Source organism: Jeotgalicoccus nanhaiensis (assembly GCF_015235105.1).
Classification (GTDB): Bacteria; Bacillota; Bacilli; order Staphylococcales; family Salinicoccaceae; genus Jeotgalicoccus; species Jeotgalicoccus nanhaiensis.
This window is the reverse complement of the sequence record NZ_JADGLW010000003.1, coordinates 384,138-401,035: the sequence shown is the minus strand read 5'-3', so window position 1 is coordinate 401,035 and position 16,898 is coordinate 384,138. Positions and strand designations below refer to the sequence as shown.

At 43.1% G+C, this 16,898-nt stretch carries 13 protein-coding genes; 7 read left to right on the top strand and 6 right to left on the bottom strand.

Translation table 11 applies throughout. The annotated features are described in order from the left end of the window. Positions 1-10 precede the first annotated feature (10 nt). Complete coding sequence (locus IR135_RS06530) at positions 11-286, top strand: hypothetical protein (RefSeq protein ID WP_115884856.1); 276 nt, start codon at positions 11-13, stop codon at positions 284-286. Positions 287-329: 43 nt separating this feature from the next. On the opposite strand, the gene IR135_RS06525 is transcribed toward IR135_RS06530, so the two are convergent. Then, positions 330-1,583: a lipid II:glycine glycyltransferase FemX gene (locus IR135_RS06525; RefSeq protein WP_135097867.1), complete on the bottom strand. Its 1,254-nt coding sequence runs from the start codon at positions 1,581-1,583 to the stop codon at positions 330-332. Between the two features lie 65 nt (positions 1,584-1,648). Here IR135_RS06525 and IR135_RS06520 point away from each other — a divergent pair, with 65 nt between their 5' ends. The 4 genes from IR135_RS06520 (at position 1,649) to serA (ending at position 5,811) form a co-directional block, all read left to right on the top strand. Next, a complete protein-coding gene (locus IR135_RS06520) occupies positions 1,649-1,897 on the top strand; it encodes a hypothetical protein (protein ID WP_135097865.1) in 249 nt (82 codons plus the stop codon). Positions 1,898-1,968: 71 nt separating this feature from the next. Further along, positions 1,969-3,021: an AAA family ATPase gene (locus IR135_RS06515; RefSeq protein ID WP_135097863.1), complete on the top strand. Its 1,053-nt coding sequence runs from the start codon at positions 1,969-1,971 to the stop codon at positions 3,019-3,021. 59 nt (positions 3,022-3,080) lie between these two features. Continuing rightward, entirely contained in the window at positions 3,081-4,229 is a 1,149-nt protein-coding gene (locus tag IR135_RS06510; RefSeq protein WP_194194252.1) for a pyridoxal-phosphate-dependent aminotransferase family protein, read from the top strand. Further along, positions 4,216-5,811 carry a phosphoglycerate dehydrogenase gene (gene serA / locus IR135_RS06505; RefSeq protein WP_135097861.1) on the top strand — a complete coding sequence of 532 codons (1,596 nt, stop codon included), beginning with the start codon at positions 4,216-4,218 and terminating at the stop codon, positions 5,809-5,811. The genes IR135_RS06510 and serA overlap by 14 nt, the downstream gene beginning before the upstream one ends. 444 nt (positions 5,812-6,255) lie before the next feature. On the opposite strand, the gene IR135_RS06500 is transcribed toward serA, so the two are convergent. Beyond that, positions 6,256-7,368, bottom strand: coding sequence for an HAD hydrolase-like protein (locus tag IR135_RS06500; RefSeq protein WP_135097859.1), 1,113 nt, complete (start codon positions 7,366-7,368; stop codon positions 6,256-6,258). 228 nt (positions 7,369-7,596) lie between these two features. Between IR135_RS06500 and IR135_RS06495 the strand changes: the two genes are divergently transcribed. Next, complete coding sequence (locus IR135_RS06495) at positions 7,597-9,261, top strand: Na/Pi cotransporter family protein (protein WP_135097857.1); 1,665 nt, start codon at positions 7,597-7,599, stop codon at positions 9,259-9,261. Positions 9,262-9,304: 43 nt separating this feature from the next. On the opposite strand, the gene glnA is transcribed toward IR135_RS06495, so the two are convergent. From glnA to IR135_RS06475, 4 genes are all read right to left on the bottom strand, one after another. Next, positions 9,305-10,642, bottom strand: coding sequence for a type I glutamate--ammonia ligase (glnA, locus tag IR135_RS06490; RefSeq protein WP_135097854.1), 1,338 nt, complete (start codon positions 10,640-10,642; stop codon positions 9,305-9,307). 146 nt (positions 10,643-10,788) lie between these two features. Continuing rightward, complete coding sequence (locus IR135_RS06485) at positions 10,789-12,135, bottom strand: sodium-dependent transporter (RefSeq protein WP_228063446.1); 1,347 nt, start codon at positions 12,133-12,135, stop codon at positions 10,789-10,791. Between the two features lie 115 nt (positions 12,136-12,250). After that, on the bottom strand, positions 12,251-14,608 hold the full coding sequence (locus IR135_RS06480; protein WP_135097850.1) for an FdhF/YdeP family oxidoreductase: 2,358 nt from the start codon (positions 14,606-14,608) through the stop codon (positions 12,251-12,253). A 39-nt stretch (positions 14,609-14,647) separates the two neighbouring features. Then, positions 14,648-15,910 (bottom strand): OFA family MFS transporter, encoded by a 1,263-nt coding sequence (locus IR135_RS06475; protein ID WP_135097848.1) that lies wholly within the window; start codon positions 15,908-15,910, stop codon positions 14,648-14,650. 116 nt (positions 15,911-16,026) lie between these two features. Between IR135_RS06475 and fdhD the strand changes: the two genes are divergently transcribed. Then, on the top strand, positions 16,027-16,830 hold the full coding sequence (fdhD, locus tag IR135_RS06470; protein WP_135097846.1) for a formate dehydrogenase accessory sulfurtransferase FdhD: 804 nt from the start codon (positions 16,027-16,029) through the stop codon (positions 16,828-16,830). Positions 16,831-16,898 lie beyond the last annotated feature (68 nt).

Sequence of the window (16,898 nt, the reverse complement as noted above, 5' to 3'; positions counted from 1 at the left end):
AGATGTGTACATGAGACGTGTTATCCTAATACTGCTGATGTTAATACAGATACTGTTCTTTATAAATTATTCGATTAACGACGGCATTATTTTCTACAACATTTATATCTGGTTCACTCTCGCAGCGCTGGCTATTATTACAGGCATCCGGGCTTTCCGCTCAGAGCCTCATCTGAATGAAAGCCGGAATATGCACTCTTACTTTTCACTCGCGCTGATTATTATCTCGTGTGCGTCCGTGCTGTTTATATTGTATATTGCTATAATGCAGCCTTATTATTTATAAGCGAAAGATCCATCCGGAGTACCCGGATGGATCTTTTTTACTATTATCTTCTTTTAAGTATTCTATTCAGCTGCATTTTACTTTTCTGGAACAGCGGAAACATCACTTCCGCCATGGTATACAGAGGACGGTTTATTACATAATCAAATTCACCAATTTTATCTGATACTTCTGTGCCCCATACTTTTTTAAATTGCCACAGCCCAAAATGTTCATCCTCTTTATCGGGCTCAACCGATACACCGCCGAAGTCATATGTCACTGCCCCGTGTTCTCTTGCATACTGCATCATATGCCACTGCATGTGATGATTCGGTAGAAACTCCCTGAAATCGTTTGAAGATGCTCCGTAGAGGTAATAAGATTTATGACCGGCCTGGGCATAGAGCGCTCCTGACAAAAGAACCCCGTCCGGATGTGTACGCTGAATTTCATTCATGCCTTCAAACTGCGCCTGAACTTTTGCCATACGCTTATTTAAGTTTTCAAGCTGATTTTGCTTCTTCTGTTCATCTTTAATTTTTTCCGCTTTCCTGATATCTTTTTCCACCTTGGCAATATCGTTTTCAAGAGCCTGCAAAGCTTCTTCCGGCATCAGTTTTACCATAAACAGTTCCATGTGGCCTTCTGGATTTAAGTTATCATACAGCGATTCAAAGTAAGTAATATCTCTCGTTAAGAAACCGTCGCGTTCGCCGGTCTCTTTCATCAGCTTAACAAAGTCAGGCAATTCTTCTCTCGCTGCCTTATACACCGTCGTTCCCGCGCGAAGAGAATTGCGGACTTTCGTGCGGTTGTTGCGCTCGAAACTCTGCAGCAGCAGTTTATCATCAACACTGATATCCGTCACCATCGTCGTACGGGGCTGGATAACATCTTTGCTCATTCCGTCTGTAAGACCGTGGTGTTTAAAACCGAGGGATTTCAGGTATTCTATTGTATCTTCATTGCCTTCAGCGGGAATGTCCGGATCTATTTTAATCGTATAGGACTTTTCATCCGCTGCAATTTTCTTGGCCGCTTCGAGCAGTGCGCGGACAACTTCTTTGTCCTTGTAATCACAGACGAAACCCCGGGAGGCATAACACATAGTGAAAAATGTTTTCGGCACTTTTTTAAACAGGAGCAGCGCCGCTCCTTCAACTTTGCCGTTCCGCCCGACAGCTATGCGCCTTGAGTACCAGCCTGTTAATTCCTTTGAACCTGCCCATGATGTCAGCTGCAGCAAATCTCCTGACGGATGGGACATAACAAATTCATCGTGCATTTCATCTGTAATATTCAGTAGTTCAACCATAGTTTCTCACCAATCATTTCTCGATTATTTCTGATATAATAAAATCCCAAAGGGAGCGTGCAAAAATGAAACAGATTATTTTAATTTTATTTGCAGCATTTAACATTTACAGCTTAATTAATATTTCAACCTCTTACCAGCATGATGAGCTCATTGCTCTGCTCAGCACAAGGATAATTTTCATGGCAATCTCTATTATACTGTCTGTATTATTCCTCATTGCCGGTGCATCCAAAAGTACTAAAATTATAGCAGTCCTAACGATTCTAACCGGTCTGCTGCATTTTGCTGCCATCCTGCTTATTTACATTTAATTTCTACAATATTGTAGCATATTTTAGTATACAGTTCTTTTGAAATCATCTGGTTTAGGGAGTAGATAAATATGAGAGACCTCGGTATATATTTTGGTACATTTGCACCTTGTCACGTCGGTCACTTCGAACAAATTGTCAGAGCAAAAAGAGAAAATAAGCATGCCGCTGTAATTATTAGCGGTTACGAAGGTGATCGGGGCGACCGGATCGGCATGAATCTGGCACACCGTACCCGGTCGATGCGCCAGCTGCTCCGGCACGACAACAATGTCTCGATCCTTGAACTCAACGAAACAGATATTCCGCGTTATCCTGCCGGCTGGCAGCCGTGGCTTGAAATGCTCGAAAGTCTTATTCGTCAAACTAAAGATGCCCTCGATTTTGATGTTGAAAGTGCCACATTTTATATGGGCGAGAGGGAATATATAGAACCGCTTGAAAGTTACTTCAATGATAAGTGGCCGGAGATTGATATTCATATGACTATGGTGGACAGAAAAATTCTTGGTATCAGCGGGACTGAAATTAGGGAAACACCTATATTAAACTGGGACTACGTTACCCGTCCTTTCCGCCGCTTCTTTGTACAGAACGTCCTTGTTACCGGCGCTCCAAACAGCGGTAAATCAATGCTCATTGAAGATTTGGCCCGGAGATATTCTACGAGCTGTTCCATCGAATATGCTGAAGAATATTTTGAAGACCATCAGCTGAAATCACCCGATCTTGATGCTAAAGATTTTCATGCCATCGGCATCGGTCAGTTCGAACTGAACCGCCGCCATATCCATTCCAATGCAACACGCAAAATATTTTTCGCCGATACCGATGTCCTGTACTCAAAAGTACATAATATGCTCGCTGCTCACGACGAGCAGGATTACGTCAATCAGATTTTTGAACATTATATTCATCTGCAGACATGGAGTCTGATTCTGATTATGCCGCCGCCAGAAGACTCATCAGATTACGACCGTAAATTTTACAGTCTGCTTCTCGAACAGCTGGAACATTATAATTTAATGAACCATGCGGTCATTTTAAATGATACATATCTTGAGAATTACAACCGTGCTCATGCGCTGATCGATGAAATTTTAGAAAAAGGAAAAGGTAACTGAATTTAATGATTTTTCTGTTATAATGTAATTTACTATTCGTTTATACAGGAGGAATCGCTATGCAAGAAGAACTGCTGCTAACACCGGGACCAACTCCGGTGGCCCGACGCACGTATCAAGCAATGTCCCAGGGTATTTTCGGTCACAGAACAAGCCGCTTCAAAGAAATGTCAGCCGGCATTCAGGAAAAACTGAAACCTTTATTTGGTACAGATAATCCCGTTGCTATATTGACTTCATCAGGCACCAGCGCACTTGAAGCTGCTATGGTTAACCTTGTTGATGACGGCGATACAGTTGTTTTAATTGTCAGCGGCGTATTCGGCGGCAAGTTTGCCGATATTGCCGGACGCTATAACTTTAATGTTCATATCTATGATGTGAAATGGGGAGAAGCGGCTGATCCAAAAGCTTTTAAAGAATATCTTAACGGACTCGATAATGTTACTGCAGTATTTACTCAGGCATGCGAGACTTCCACCTCGGTTCTGCATCCGCTGTCTGAACTGGCTGATGTCGTTCACAATTATAATGAAGAAACGCTGTTTATCGTAGATGCGGTCAGTGCCCTCGGCGGCGCAGATATGAATATGCAGCGAGATAAAATCGACTGCATCGTGTCGGGCAGCCAAAAAGCGCTGATGCTTCCTCCGGGACTTGCATTTGTTGCGCTGAACGACAGAGCTGTAAAAAAAGTAAATAACTCTCGTCATGGCCGCTACTATCTGGATTTAAAAATGTATTTTAAGTCTCTCGAAGTTGATTACACACCGCAGACACCTGCAGTCACTCTGTACCAGGGGCTCGAGGATGTTCTCGATATGATACACGAAGAAACAATTGAAGAAGTATTTGTACGCCATAAAAAAATGCAGAAAATGCTCCGCCGCGGCATTGAAGCGCTGGAGCTGGAACTTTTCGTCAAAGAAGCAGCGGCTTCGCCGACAGTAACAGCCGTCACCTCGACACCTGAAGAGATTTCGCATATTAAAGACACGCTTGAAAAGGATTATCATATTTCGGTAGCAGGCGGTCAGAAAGACCTCGCCGGAAAAATTATCCGTATCGGCCACATGGGCTTTATGTTCCCGAAAGATATGCTCGCTATATTAAGTGCCCTTGAAGATATTCTAAGCAGACTGCGCAGCAAAAACTACTACGGCAAAGCATTAACTGCCGCCCAGGAGAGTTTATATGACCAAGCATAACGTAATCGTACTGGACCCTGTCAGCCAGGATGGGATACAGGCACTTATTGATAATGATAACTTCAGAGTTACACGTCAGGAAGGCTTATCGGAAGCGCAGATTATCGATATAATCCATGATTTTGATGCAGCAATAGTCCGAAGCCAGACTAAAATTACAGAACGTATTATCCAGCATGCGAAGAAACTTAAGATGATTGCACGTGCAGGCGTAGGCGTTGATAACATCGATATTGATGCAGCCACCAAACATGGTGTAATTGTCGTCAACGCTCCTGAAGGCAATACTATTTCAGCCACTGAACATACGCTCGCTATGATGCTGTCGATGGCACGCGATATTCCTGAAGCATATAAAGAGCTGACAGATGGTACATGGAACCGTGGCGCTCATAAAGGAGTGGAGCTTTACGGCAAAACTCTCGGTATTATCGGCGCAGGAAAAATCGGCTTCGGCGTTGCGAGACGTGCCAAAAGTTTCGGTATGAAAATTGCAGCATTTGATCCGTACCTATCTGATGAAAAAGCCCGTGACAACGAAATCCTTAAAATGGAAGTTGATGAACTGGCAGCTGCAGCAGATTTTATCACTGTACATACACCGCTGACACCTCAGACCAAAGGTATTGTCGGTGCAGACTTCTTCAGCAAATGTAAGAAGAGTGGTGTCTACCTTATTAATGTGGCACGCGGAGGGATTATCGATGAGGATGATTTACTTGAAGCACTTGATGCAGGCATTGTAAAAGGTGCCGCACTCGATGTATTTGTTACCGAGCCGCCGGAAAACACTGCACTCCTGACACATCGCCGCACTGTGGTAACACCGCATCTCGGAGCTTCTACAGCTGAAGCTCAGGAAAAAGTTGCCGTCAGTGTATCGAAGGAAATTATCGAGTACTTTGAAGACGATAAGATTACTCATGCTGTCAATGCACCGCGAGTCAGCAGTTCTGTCACAGAAGAATTGAAACCTTATATGTCTATCGTGAAACATTTGGGACAGTTCGGCATTCAGCTCCTCGACAATCCGCCGCAGGAGATTAAAATCAAATATCATGGAGATATCGCGGTAGATGATACGAGTATTCTGACACGTACTTTCGTGACTAACATGCTAAAACCCCATTTCGGCGACGAAGTGAATATTATTAACGCTCTGTACTACTTAAATGAGCGGGATGTAACTTACAAGGTTGAGAAGAAAGCAAAAGCGGACGGCTACACAAACTATCTGGAAGTTGAACTTATCAACGATAACGAACACGTTACTCTCGGCGCCTCGACTATCCCAGGCTACGGAGAACGTCTCGTAAAAATTAACGAATATCCTATCGACTTTAAACCGGAAGAAAATATACTCATTATAGAGCACACGGACCGCCCCGGTATTATCGGAGAACTTGGGGCACTACTTGGCGAAGATTCAGTGAATATCGCTTCTATGCAGCTGGCCCGGCTGTCTAAGGAAGGCGACGCCATGGTTCTGTTTATATTGGATAACCAGGTCCTGGAAGCAACTTATGAAAAAATAAAAGAAATACCAAACATCCATAAAGTCCACACGATTAAGCTCGGATAAAAAAGAGACTGGAATAAAAGTTTTGAAACAATAAGAGAAATGGCTTGGAAATCTTAAGTTTAAGATTTCCAAGCCTATTTTTATAGAATAAAATATATTAAAAACCGATCGCCGGACAAGTCTACTATCATGAGAGTAAATGCCCGGTCCTTAGGTTTGCGTGACAGGGTTTCATGTGTATCCGAGCTTCTTGGGGGTGGCATGACGGGGTTTCATGTGTATCCCAGCTCCTTGGGGTTGGCATGACAGAAGCTCATATGTATCCCAGCTCTCCAGGGTTGGCATGACAGAAGCTCATATGTATCCCAGCTCTCCAGGGTTGGCATGAAGGAAGCTCATGTGTACCCCAGCTCTCCAGGGTTGGCATGAAGGAAGCTCATGTGTACCCCAGCTCTCCAGGGTTGGCATGAATGAATCTCATGTGTACCCCAGCCCAGCTTCTTTTTATTTAATTAAGCGTTCCACAGCATCGGGAACATCCAGTACATCTTTCAGCATCTGCTGTTCCGGTACATTCAGCTCTTCAAATGTACCAATAATTTCACGTCCTGTAAGTCCTGTCAGCGTTGCAATAAATACTGCCCCAATCTTATCGGCGCAGTAAAAATCTGCTACGGAGTCACCCACGATAAAAATTTGTTCATCGCTCTTGTTTTTTCCGTCAACAGCTGCTTCAAACAGTGCATCGTTCTGCACATACAGACTCCATAAGTAGCTGAAAGGGTGCGGCTTTGTCAGCGCATGACCGGCAGTATTTCTATCTTCCGCTTCCATCACTTCACTTGCAGTTGAAATACGGCGTTCATCGAATACTTCCAGCAGGCCGCCTTCTTCAAACGGCAGAAGCGTTTCCTGTCTTGGCCTTCCTGTGGCAACACCCACTGTGTAGCCTTTTACTTTCAGTCCATCGAGCATTTCTTTAATCAAGGACGGTTCAACAATCCACTCTTCATCGTAAATAAATCCCGGTTTCTGCAGTTCTTCAGCAGGTTTGCCGGTGTCCGCTTCAACAAGCTCACTGCCTAAATACCATTCCTGATATTTAAAGTGTCCCTGCTCCCATATCGGACCGTACATACTGAAGTCTTTCGGATCTTTCAAATTCTGAAGTGTTCCGGCATAGTTCATTAAAGCACTGTAAATTTCATCTTTAGTGAAATTTTCCCGGGAAATAAATTCAAGCACTGCTTCCGGATTTACAGATACTTCTCCGAGCATATCTCCGACTTCATTTAAATTCGTCACGTCGACATCAGCCAGATTTAAGTTTTCCTGTTTCAATATATCTATGTACATAATTGCAAAGGTAATAAACAGCATATCCCAGTTTGAATTCAGTCCTGCTTCCTTAAAGCGTTTCAGCACCTGATCATCAGCAAAAATCGTTCTCCGGATATCTTTAATTTCGCCCTCTGTATAATCCGTTACGAATTTTCGGCCATCTAAATTTAAATAACGCGGACTGTACAGCAATTCCTCAACTGTCAGTGCAGAAACATCAAAACATCTTTCTTCACTTAAAAATACACCGTCAACATCAAACAGAATCGTTGTCATAATAACACTCCAGTAATTTTTTATGTATTTTCAGTTTCTCACACCGCCTTACTATTGTCGACTATTTATACAAATTTTCTGGCAACTTGAACTTTTAAGTCATAAATGATTTTTATGTTTTAAATTTCACCTTTTTGTAATATGATAAACAGTAGATTGTAAATTTATCGCATAGTTCAATAAGGAAAAGTAAAGTTTGTAAATTAAATATTATATGGAGGACTCTTTATGTCTCTTAGTCCAATGGAAGTTATCTTCATGTTCCTCGGTGGACTCGGTATCTTCTTGTACGGTATCAAACAGATGGGCGACGGCCTGCAGGCAGCTGCCGGCGATCGTTTGCGGGATATTTTAAACCGTATGACATCGAACCCTGTCAGAGGAGTGCTTGCAGGTATCATTGTTACCGTCTTAATTCAAAGCAGCTCTGGCGCTACTGCCATTACTATCGGTTTAGTGAGTGCAGGGTTCCTGACGCTCAGACAAGCCATCGGCGTTATTTTAGGTGCCAATATCGGTACGACAGTTACGGCATTTATTATCGGACTCGATATTGGTGCATATTCTCTGCCGATTCTCGCTGTGGGTTCATTTATGCTGTTTTTCTTTAAAGGCAATCAGATTATTAACATAGGGAGAATCCTCTTCGGATTCGGGGCCCTTTTTTACGGTCTTGAGTTAATGGGCGACGGCGTTGGACCGCTTGCTGATCTCGCATATTTCCAGGATCTGATGCTGACCATGAGTGATAATTCACTTCTCGGTCTCGCTGTAGGTATTATCTTGACTGTCATTGTCCAAAGTTCGAGTGCCACAATTGCCATACTTCAGAATTTCTATGCTAATGATATGGTTGATTTGCAGGCTGCTTTGCCAATCCTGCTCGGAGACAACATCGGTACGACAATCACTGCTGTATTAGCAGCTCTCGCCGGCTCAATTGCCGCTAAACGTGCTGCTCTGGTCCACGTTACATTTAACATCATCGGTGCAGTAATCTTTATGATACTGATGCCGCTGTTCATAATATATGTTGGATATCTCGAAGACTTCCTGAGCCTGAACAAACCGATGACTATCGCTTTCGCACATGGCTCATACAATATAATTAATACATTAATTCATCTGCCGTTTGTCGGTGCTCTCGCCTGGCTGGTTGTTAAAATAATTCCGGGACGTGATTTTTCTGAAGACTTCACACCTCAGCATTTAGATCCGCTGTTATTAAAACAGTCCCCGAGCATTGCTATACAGGGAGCACAAAGCGAGGTTAAGAATCTTGGACAGCTGGTCCTCAGCACTTTGCAGGATGCACGCCAGTACAGTGACAAACAGGATGATAAGCTCTTCAAACAGATTGAAGATAAAGTTAACGTTGCAGCAACACTGCAGGATGCAACACGCAGCTACCTGCTCGATGCATCGAAATACGAAGTTTCACAGGAAGATACTGAACGTGTCAGCACCTTGCTGGAAGTATCTCGTATACTGCTTAAAGTAAGTTCACAAGCTAAAAACCTGGCGGATCAGTATCATACTAAGTATGAAAATAATATCGAACTGTCAGATGATGCAAAAGAAGGTCTGGAAGACCTATACAGACATGTTTACGAATCATTCACAATGGCTCTTGAGACGCTTGATGTTTACAATCCTCAAGCACTGGAGCAAGTTATCAGATTGAGCCAGAAATCTCACAGAATCGAAAACAAACTTCGTAAAGAACATATCAAACGTCTTTCGAGAGGTGAATGTTCAACGGATGGCGGTTCCCTCTATGTTGAGCTAATCAGTAATTTAGAGCGTATTGGCTATAACGCAAGAAACATTACAGAAACAAACTTAAATAACGTTACGGAAGAGCTGCACGATGACTTTACTGTATACGATTGATAAAAAAGGAACCGGGATTAATTTCCCGATTCCTTTTTTTATTTTAATATTTATCCATATAAGATTTAAGTTCCCATTCCGAAACAACTGAACGATAATCTTCCCACTCGAGCATTTTGTGTTCGTAAAATGCTTTATAAATATGACTGCCGAGCGCTTCTTTTGCAAGTTTGCTGTCACGAAGCTCTTTTAAGGCATTGTAAAGCGTCGAAGGCAGATCTTCTACGCCGTTTTCAAGGCGTTCTTCTCTGGTCATTTCATAAAGGTTTAAGTCTATGGATTCTTGAAGCTCCAGCTTATTTTTAATGCCATCCAGTCCCGCCTTTAAAATGACTGCGAGTGCCAGATAGGGATTCGCTGATGGATCGACAGAACGGACTTCCACACGTGTTGATAATCCGCGTGAAGAAGGGATTCTCATCAATGGCGAGCGGTTCTTTTTACTCCATGCGATGTAGCTTGGCGCCTCGTAACCCGGCACCAGGCGTTTATAAGAGTTTACAAGCGGATTCGTTACCGCAGTAAAGCCTCTTACGTGCTTCAGTACACCTGCCATAAAGTATTTCATATCTTCGCTTAAGCCATCTTCTGCAGACTCATCAAAGAATGCATTCTCTTTTCCTTTAAAAAGCGACACGTTAAAATGCATGCCATTGCCGTTAATTCCAAACAGCGGTTTCGGCATAAATGTTGCATGCAGATTATGCTTTCTTGCGACCGTTTTTACAACGAGCTTAAATGTCTGTATATTATCACATGCTGTGACAGCATCCGCATATTTAAAATCAATTTCGTGCTGTCCCTCAGCTACTTCATGGTGGGACGCTTCGATATCAAAGCCCATATCCTCCAGTTCAATAACGATATCCCGGCGGCAGTTCTCCCCCGAGTCCGTAGGTGCTAAATCGAAATAGCCACCCTGGTCATTTAAGACAGTCGTCGGTTTGCCCTGCTCATCCAGTTTAAAAAGAAAGAACTCCGGTTCAGGTCCGAGATTGAATGATGTATAACCGAGCGATTCCATTTCTTTTAAAACAGTTTTTAAATTAGTCCGGGGATCGCCTTCGAATGGTGTCCCGTCTACTTTGTAAACGTCACATATCAGCCGTGCTACTTTGTCACCCCGCGATGTTGTCCAAGGAAATACCGTCCATGTGTTTAAATCCGGAACCAGATACATATCTGATTCTTCGATGCGCGTAAACCCTTCGATTGAAGATCCGTCAAACATCATTTGTCCGTCAAGAGCTTTATCGAGCTGGCTGAAAGGCACTTCCACATTTTTAATCGTTCCGAGAATATCTGAAAACTGCAGCCGGATAAACCTTACATTCTCTTCTTGTGCAATACTGATAATTTTTTCTCTGGTTAAACTTTCCATACCTCACGCCCTTATCTGATTTTGATGTTATTCATGCTGAAAACTCATGAGAAAATATTACCATACCTATTTTTCATGCGCAATCAGCAATTAATTATATTAAAAAAGATGCAAACCCGATATTGAGTTTACATCTTCTCTCTGTTTTAAAAGACACTGATTATATTCATGATAAAGACGAATAAAATTATTGCGGGAAGAATAAATCTGAGCAGGAAGATCCAGGCTTTAAAAACAGTGTATGAACTGCTCCCTTTTGTAACGTTCAGCTGTTCCATAGCAACTCTTCTGTCTAAAATATAACCGATAAAAATTGATGAGAACAAAGCTCCTGCCGGCAGGAGTATATTCGATACAAGGAAGTCCACGTTGTCAAATATCGTTCCCGCAAAGAATTGAACGTCATTCAGCACCCCTTCTGACAACGCAGACGGAATACCGATAGCAAAAACGATAACAGCGTAAATGTAAGTTACTTTTTTACGTTTCGACTGATCACCTTTAACCGTATTGGCAACGTTAATTTCAATCATAGAGAACGAAGATGTCAATGTCGCAAATAAGAATGCGAACAGGAACATCAGATAGAAAATAATACCGAACGGTATCGCATTAAATATTTCAGGCAGGACGATAAATACCAGACCCGGCCCTTCCATACTCTGCATGCCGAACGAAGCAATCGCCGGAAAAATCGCAAGTCCCACCATTACAGAAACTGCGATATTCATGAGTACTATATAAGAGGCCGACTTAGGCAGATTCTGATCAGCTTTTAAGTACGATGCATAAGTTATCATCTGTGTAATCCCCACACTGAGCGCAAAGAACGACTGTCCGAGTGCAAACATTATTCCATTGGCACTGAGTTCACTGAAGTCCGGGAGCAGAAAGTATTTAACTCCTTCAAATGCATTCGGCAGCGAGAGCGAACGGATAATAATGAACAAGAACAAGATGAACAGCATCGGCATCATAATTTTAGATGCGCGTTCAAGTCCTTTTTGTATCCCCTGGGCCACGACAAACGCAGTGATAAATATAAAAATACCCTGAGCAGCAATTACATATACCGGATTGGTAATAACATCCCCAAGCAGCACTGTATAATCATTGACAGTATACAAATTCAAAAAATCCATCAAAGCAATGAGCAGATAAATTAATATCCAGCCGCCGATAACACTGTAGAACGAGAGCAGCAGCATCGTTCCAAAGTGTCCGATCCAGCCGAAAATTCTTAAACTTTTTTTACCGCTTAAGTATTCGAAACCGTCAATCGGATTTCTTCCTGAGGCACGGCCGATAACAAACTCACTGATTAAGAGCGGCAGGCCAATAAGTATAGTAAATAGCAGGAAAACAAACAGAAACGCACCGCCACCGTGTTCAGCAGTCATATAAGGGAAACGCCAGACGGCGCCGAGACCTATTGCAGAGCCTGCTGCCGCCAATATAAAACCTAATTTTGAGTTCCAATTATTTTCGGACAAAATATTACCTCTTTTCCATCATCAATGTTCGTATTTTACCACACTAAAGAGAGTTTTTATATACAAAAAAACCGGGAGAGGCGTTTCTCCCGGCTTTTCGGTATTTTCTATAACTTTAGTTAGGATTATCTTCTAGTTCAGGTATAGATTTCTCTAAATACTGACGGTCCTTATTCGCATTAAAGTGATCGGCTTTTTCCATCTTAACGTCTGTCACATAGTCAGGCATTTCTACGAAACTTTCGTAAATACCTTTCTCCACCAGGAAGTTTCCTTCCGGGAACTGAACACCGATGTTTCCGTCTTTAATTGCTGCATACTTAACGAATCCCTGGAAGACTCCGTTCTTATTGTATAGAACGACCGCTTCCCCGTCTTCGAGTCCTTCTCGTCGTGCATCGTTTTCACTGACGAGTACATCGTAGCGCCCCATGTGGTTAAAGGCATCCTGATCTCCATAAATCATCGCGTTAAACTGCTTGCCGCGTCTCATCAGAAGTTTGAATTCTCCAGCTTTCTTATTGTTGTCAGGAATATCCATCGTAATCAGGTTCGCTCTTCCATCCGGTGTCGGACATACCCCGCCTTCACACAGCCATGCTCCGCCGTACTGATAAACGTCACCAGCTTTCTTCAGGTGCTGAACACCGTCATACTGAGGATTCGCTTTGGCAATCTCGTCGCGGATTTCCTGTCCTGACTGGAAATCGATTAAGTGAGACTCTTCAGGCTTAACACGTTTCGCAAGGTCGACGTAAATCTTCCATTCACTGCGTGCTTCGGCAATGCGGTTGCGGTTCCCTTCAATCTCAGGAGAGAAGTAAATCATACGTTCTGTCGATGTTGACAATCCTCCGCCATCCTGCTCATAACGTGTTTTCGCAGGCAACACTACAACTGTTTCTTTTGCATCGAGCAGGGTTGATGTATTTAAAATAATATCCTGGTGAACACGGATGTCGAGATTTTGCAAAGCTTCTCTTACAAAGTCCGGATCCGGCATCGTTTCCAGGAAGTTACCGCCCGACATATAGTAAAGCTTAAGCTTTCTTTCATTGTCGTCCGGCAGCATTGCGTTCTCAATCGTTACACCAACAGTATCTCCAGGCCACTGAGGAAGTTTGAAATTCCACAGTTCTTCGATGCGCGGACGGTTTTCATCGTTATAATCCCCGCCCGGCAGTGAAAACGGATCTGCTCCCATTTCACCTGAGCCCTGCACTGATGAGTGTCCGCGTAATGGCATAAGACCTTTGTTTTTACCGCCCAGCCAGCCCCGTAATAAAGCTAGGTTCGATACTTGTGAAATATTATCTGTCGCGTGTTTGTGCATTGTTAAGCCAAGTGCCCAGACCATAACGCCTGTTTTCGCTTTAGCAAGACTGTTTGATAATTCGATAATTTGTTCTTTATCGATACCTGAAGACTGGACAATCTCATCCCAGCTCTGCGACTGAACGTTTTCTTTAAGATCGTCATAGTTGTTGACGTGTTCATTAACAAACTCGTGATTAATGGCCGAACCTTCATTTTGTTCTTCAAGATCGAACCAGTGTTTCATTACACCGTGCATGAGCGCGATGTCCCCGCCGATGTTTACTTCATAGAATTCATCTGCTATTTCAGTACCGAACAGTGCTGATTCAACAACTGAAGGCACCCAGTAATTCTCCATAGCAGGCTCCCTGTAAGGATTTATAACGATAATTTTCGTACCGCGTTTTTTAGCTTCCATCATATATTTGGTAGAAACCGGTGATGCGTTTGACGCGACACTGCCCCAGAACACCAGTACATCAGTTCCAAGCCAGTCCTGATAGTTACAAGTCGAAGCTCCGACACCTACAGAGCGTTTCATTGCTGATTTACTCGGCGAGTGACAGATACGCGAGGCATTATCAATATGATTGGTTTCCAGATAACGCGCAGTTTTCGCTGCAACATAATAAGATTCATTCGTAATACCGCGGCTGGTTAAGTAAAATGCATACTGTTTCGGATCGAGAACTTTCATTTTATCCGCAATAGTATTCATCGCTTCATCCCATGATACTCTAATAAATTTGCGGTCGCCTTTACGGCGAATCATCGGATATGGAATACGTCCAAGCTCGCGGAGCTCGGTGCTGTCCATCTTGCGCAGCTCATCTATATCCTGATGCAGTATCTCAGGTTTAATCGGAGGTGCTGTATTCAGACGCAGGACATTAAAACGCGTCGTACACATATGCGGACCGTTTAAAGTCTGGTCCTGCAGACCTGATACTCCCAGTGCACAGCCGTCGCAGACACCTTTTAATATAATATTTTTCGCGTAGTTTAAATTATCTCTGTTTTTCCAGACGATTTTAGCTGTATCTCTCATATGATGCGGTTTTACTTTAGTTAAACCGAATGGCACAGGACTTACCCATAATTTCGGATCCCATTTTTTAGTTTTATTGATCGGACCCGGATGCAGAGTTTTACCCATGTAGACACTCCCTCTATATTATAATAATTCCATTGTACACTATTTCGCGGAAGCGCTCACAGAATCAAGCTTATTTTTTTCTTTAAGCCTTTTAATATCCTGTCTGATAAATATAGAAATTACTAGCGCAATAACAAACAGACCCGCAAAAATGTACAAGGACCATGCATAACTTTGTGTAGCTTCATAAATCTTAGCAACGATAAATGGCCCGGCGAGTCCCGCTGCAGCCCACGCTGTTAAAATATAGCCGTGAATTGCACCCAGCTGCTTGGTTCCGAAAATATCCCCGATATAGGCAGGAATAGCAGAAAATCCGCCGCCGTAGCATGAAATCATGATGAACAGCAGTATTTGGAAAAGCCATTCATTGGTCGTAAACGGCAGAACTGCAAAGATGCCAATCTGCAGCACGAAAAACAGCGTATAAAGATTCGTTCTGCCTATGTAATCTGATATAGATGCCCAGACCAGGCGTCCGGCACCATTAAAGACACCCATGACTCCAACCATGAAAGCTGCTGCACCTGCAGTTAATCCCGCAATTTCAACACCCATCGGACTTGCAACTGCCAGGATAGCAATACCGCACGTCACGTTGATAAACAGCATCAGCCATAAGAAATAGAAGCGTTTTGTTTTTATCGCTTCGTTCGCCGTCAGCTGAGCAAGATCTTTAGAAACTGCCCCGTCGCTTTCATCGATAACAACGCCTTTTGGATGGTAGCCTTCAGGCGGTCTTTCAAGATATAAACTTGATACAAACATCACTGTGAAATAAATAGCGCCTAAAATAAAGAACGTATTCGGAATTCCGACCGATTCTATCAGCATGCGCATAACCGGACTCGCAATCATTGCGGCAAAACCGAACCCCATAATCGCGAGACCCGTCGCCATTCCTCTGCGGTCAGGAAACCATTTAACCAGCGTTGAAACCGGAGTGATATAACCGATCCCGAGTCCTATACCCCCAAGGACCCCGTACCCTACATATAAAAGCCACAGCATTTCAAGCTGTATCCCGAAACCTGCTGTAATCATACCTGCTGCAAAAAAGACTGTGGAAACCAGTCCCGACTTTCTCGGGCCTTTCGCTTCTACAAAGTGTCCCATAAATGCTGCCGACAACCCTAAAAATAAAATAGCGATACTAAATGTAATTGAGACCTGACTCAGCGACCATCCGATTGATTCCTGAAGCGGCGTTGTAAATACACTCCATGCGTAGACTGAGCCGATTGAAATATGGATGCCCACCCCGGCAAGTGCAATCAGCCAGCGATTTTTCTTTGTTTGCATGTAAATCCCCCTATTGTTTTGACGGAATTCCTTAAATTGTAATTTCGTCTTAAATGTGATTATATAAAGAAAAAGAATGCTTTACAATAAGATTCAGAGTGGGAGAGTTATATGTTATGGAAATCGTTACGAAAAATACAATACGGCGGTATACAGACGGGAATTTTATCGAAACTGAAGATATAATAGCTGAAGAATTTCCGCTGACTATATATTTAAACGATGTAGAATTCGCTACTTTAGTCTGTTCGCCTGATGACCTTGAAGAACTCGTCATCGGCTTTTTAGCTTCAGAAGGCGCACTGCGTTCATTTAAGGAAATTGAATCCATGAACATCGATGAACGCGGCGGTTTTTGTCACGTGAAAGTGTCGCGCGAACTTCCTAAAGACTACGGCACGTTTTCAAAACGCGTACTCGGCTCATGCTGCGGCAAAAGCCGTCAGTTCTATTTTCAGGCAGACGTTGATACTGCTAAATTTTCACTGTCGGAGACGAAGCTGACACCCGAGCAATGCATCAGCCTCATGAAAGAAATGCAGGAGAAAAGCACTATATTTAAAGACACCGGCGGCATTCACAATGCGAGCATCGCTTCCCCTGACGGCACTATTGTCCATAAAGGTGATATCGGCCGGCATAACGCGCTTGATAAACTGTACGGTCACTGTCTGCAGAACAATATTTCCGTCAAAGATAAAGTTATCGTATTCAGCGGGCGTATCTCATCAGAAGTACTGACGAAAGCTTCAAAAATCGGCGTCGGCATCGTACTCAGTAAATCTGCTCCGACCGATCTCGCAATTAAACTCGCACATGATTTAAATATTACAGCCGCCGGCTTTATCCGCGGCAGTTCATTTAATATATACAGTCATCCGTGGCGCATTATTGGTGCGGACGAGCTGGATACTGAGTAAACTTTGACATAAGCAAGCTCAGTCTCTTAATTCAACTTTCAAAAAATAGCGCTTGTCTCTGTAAAAAG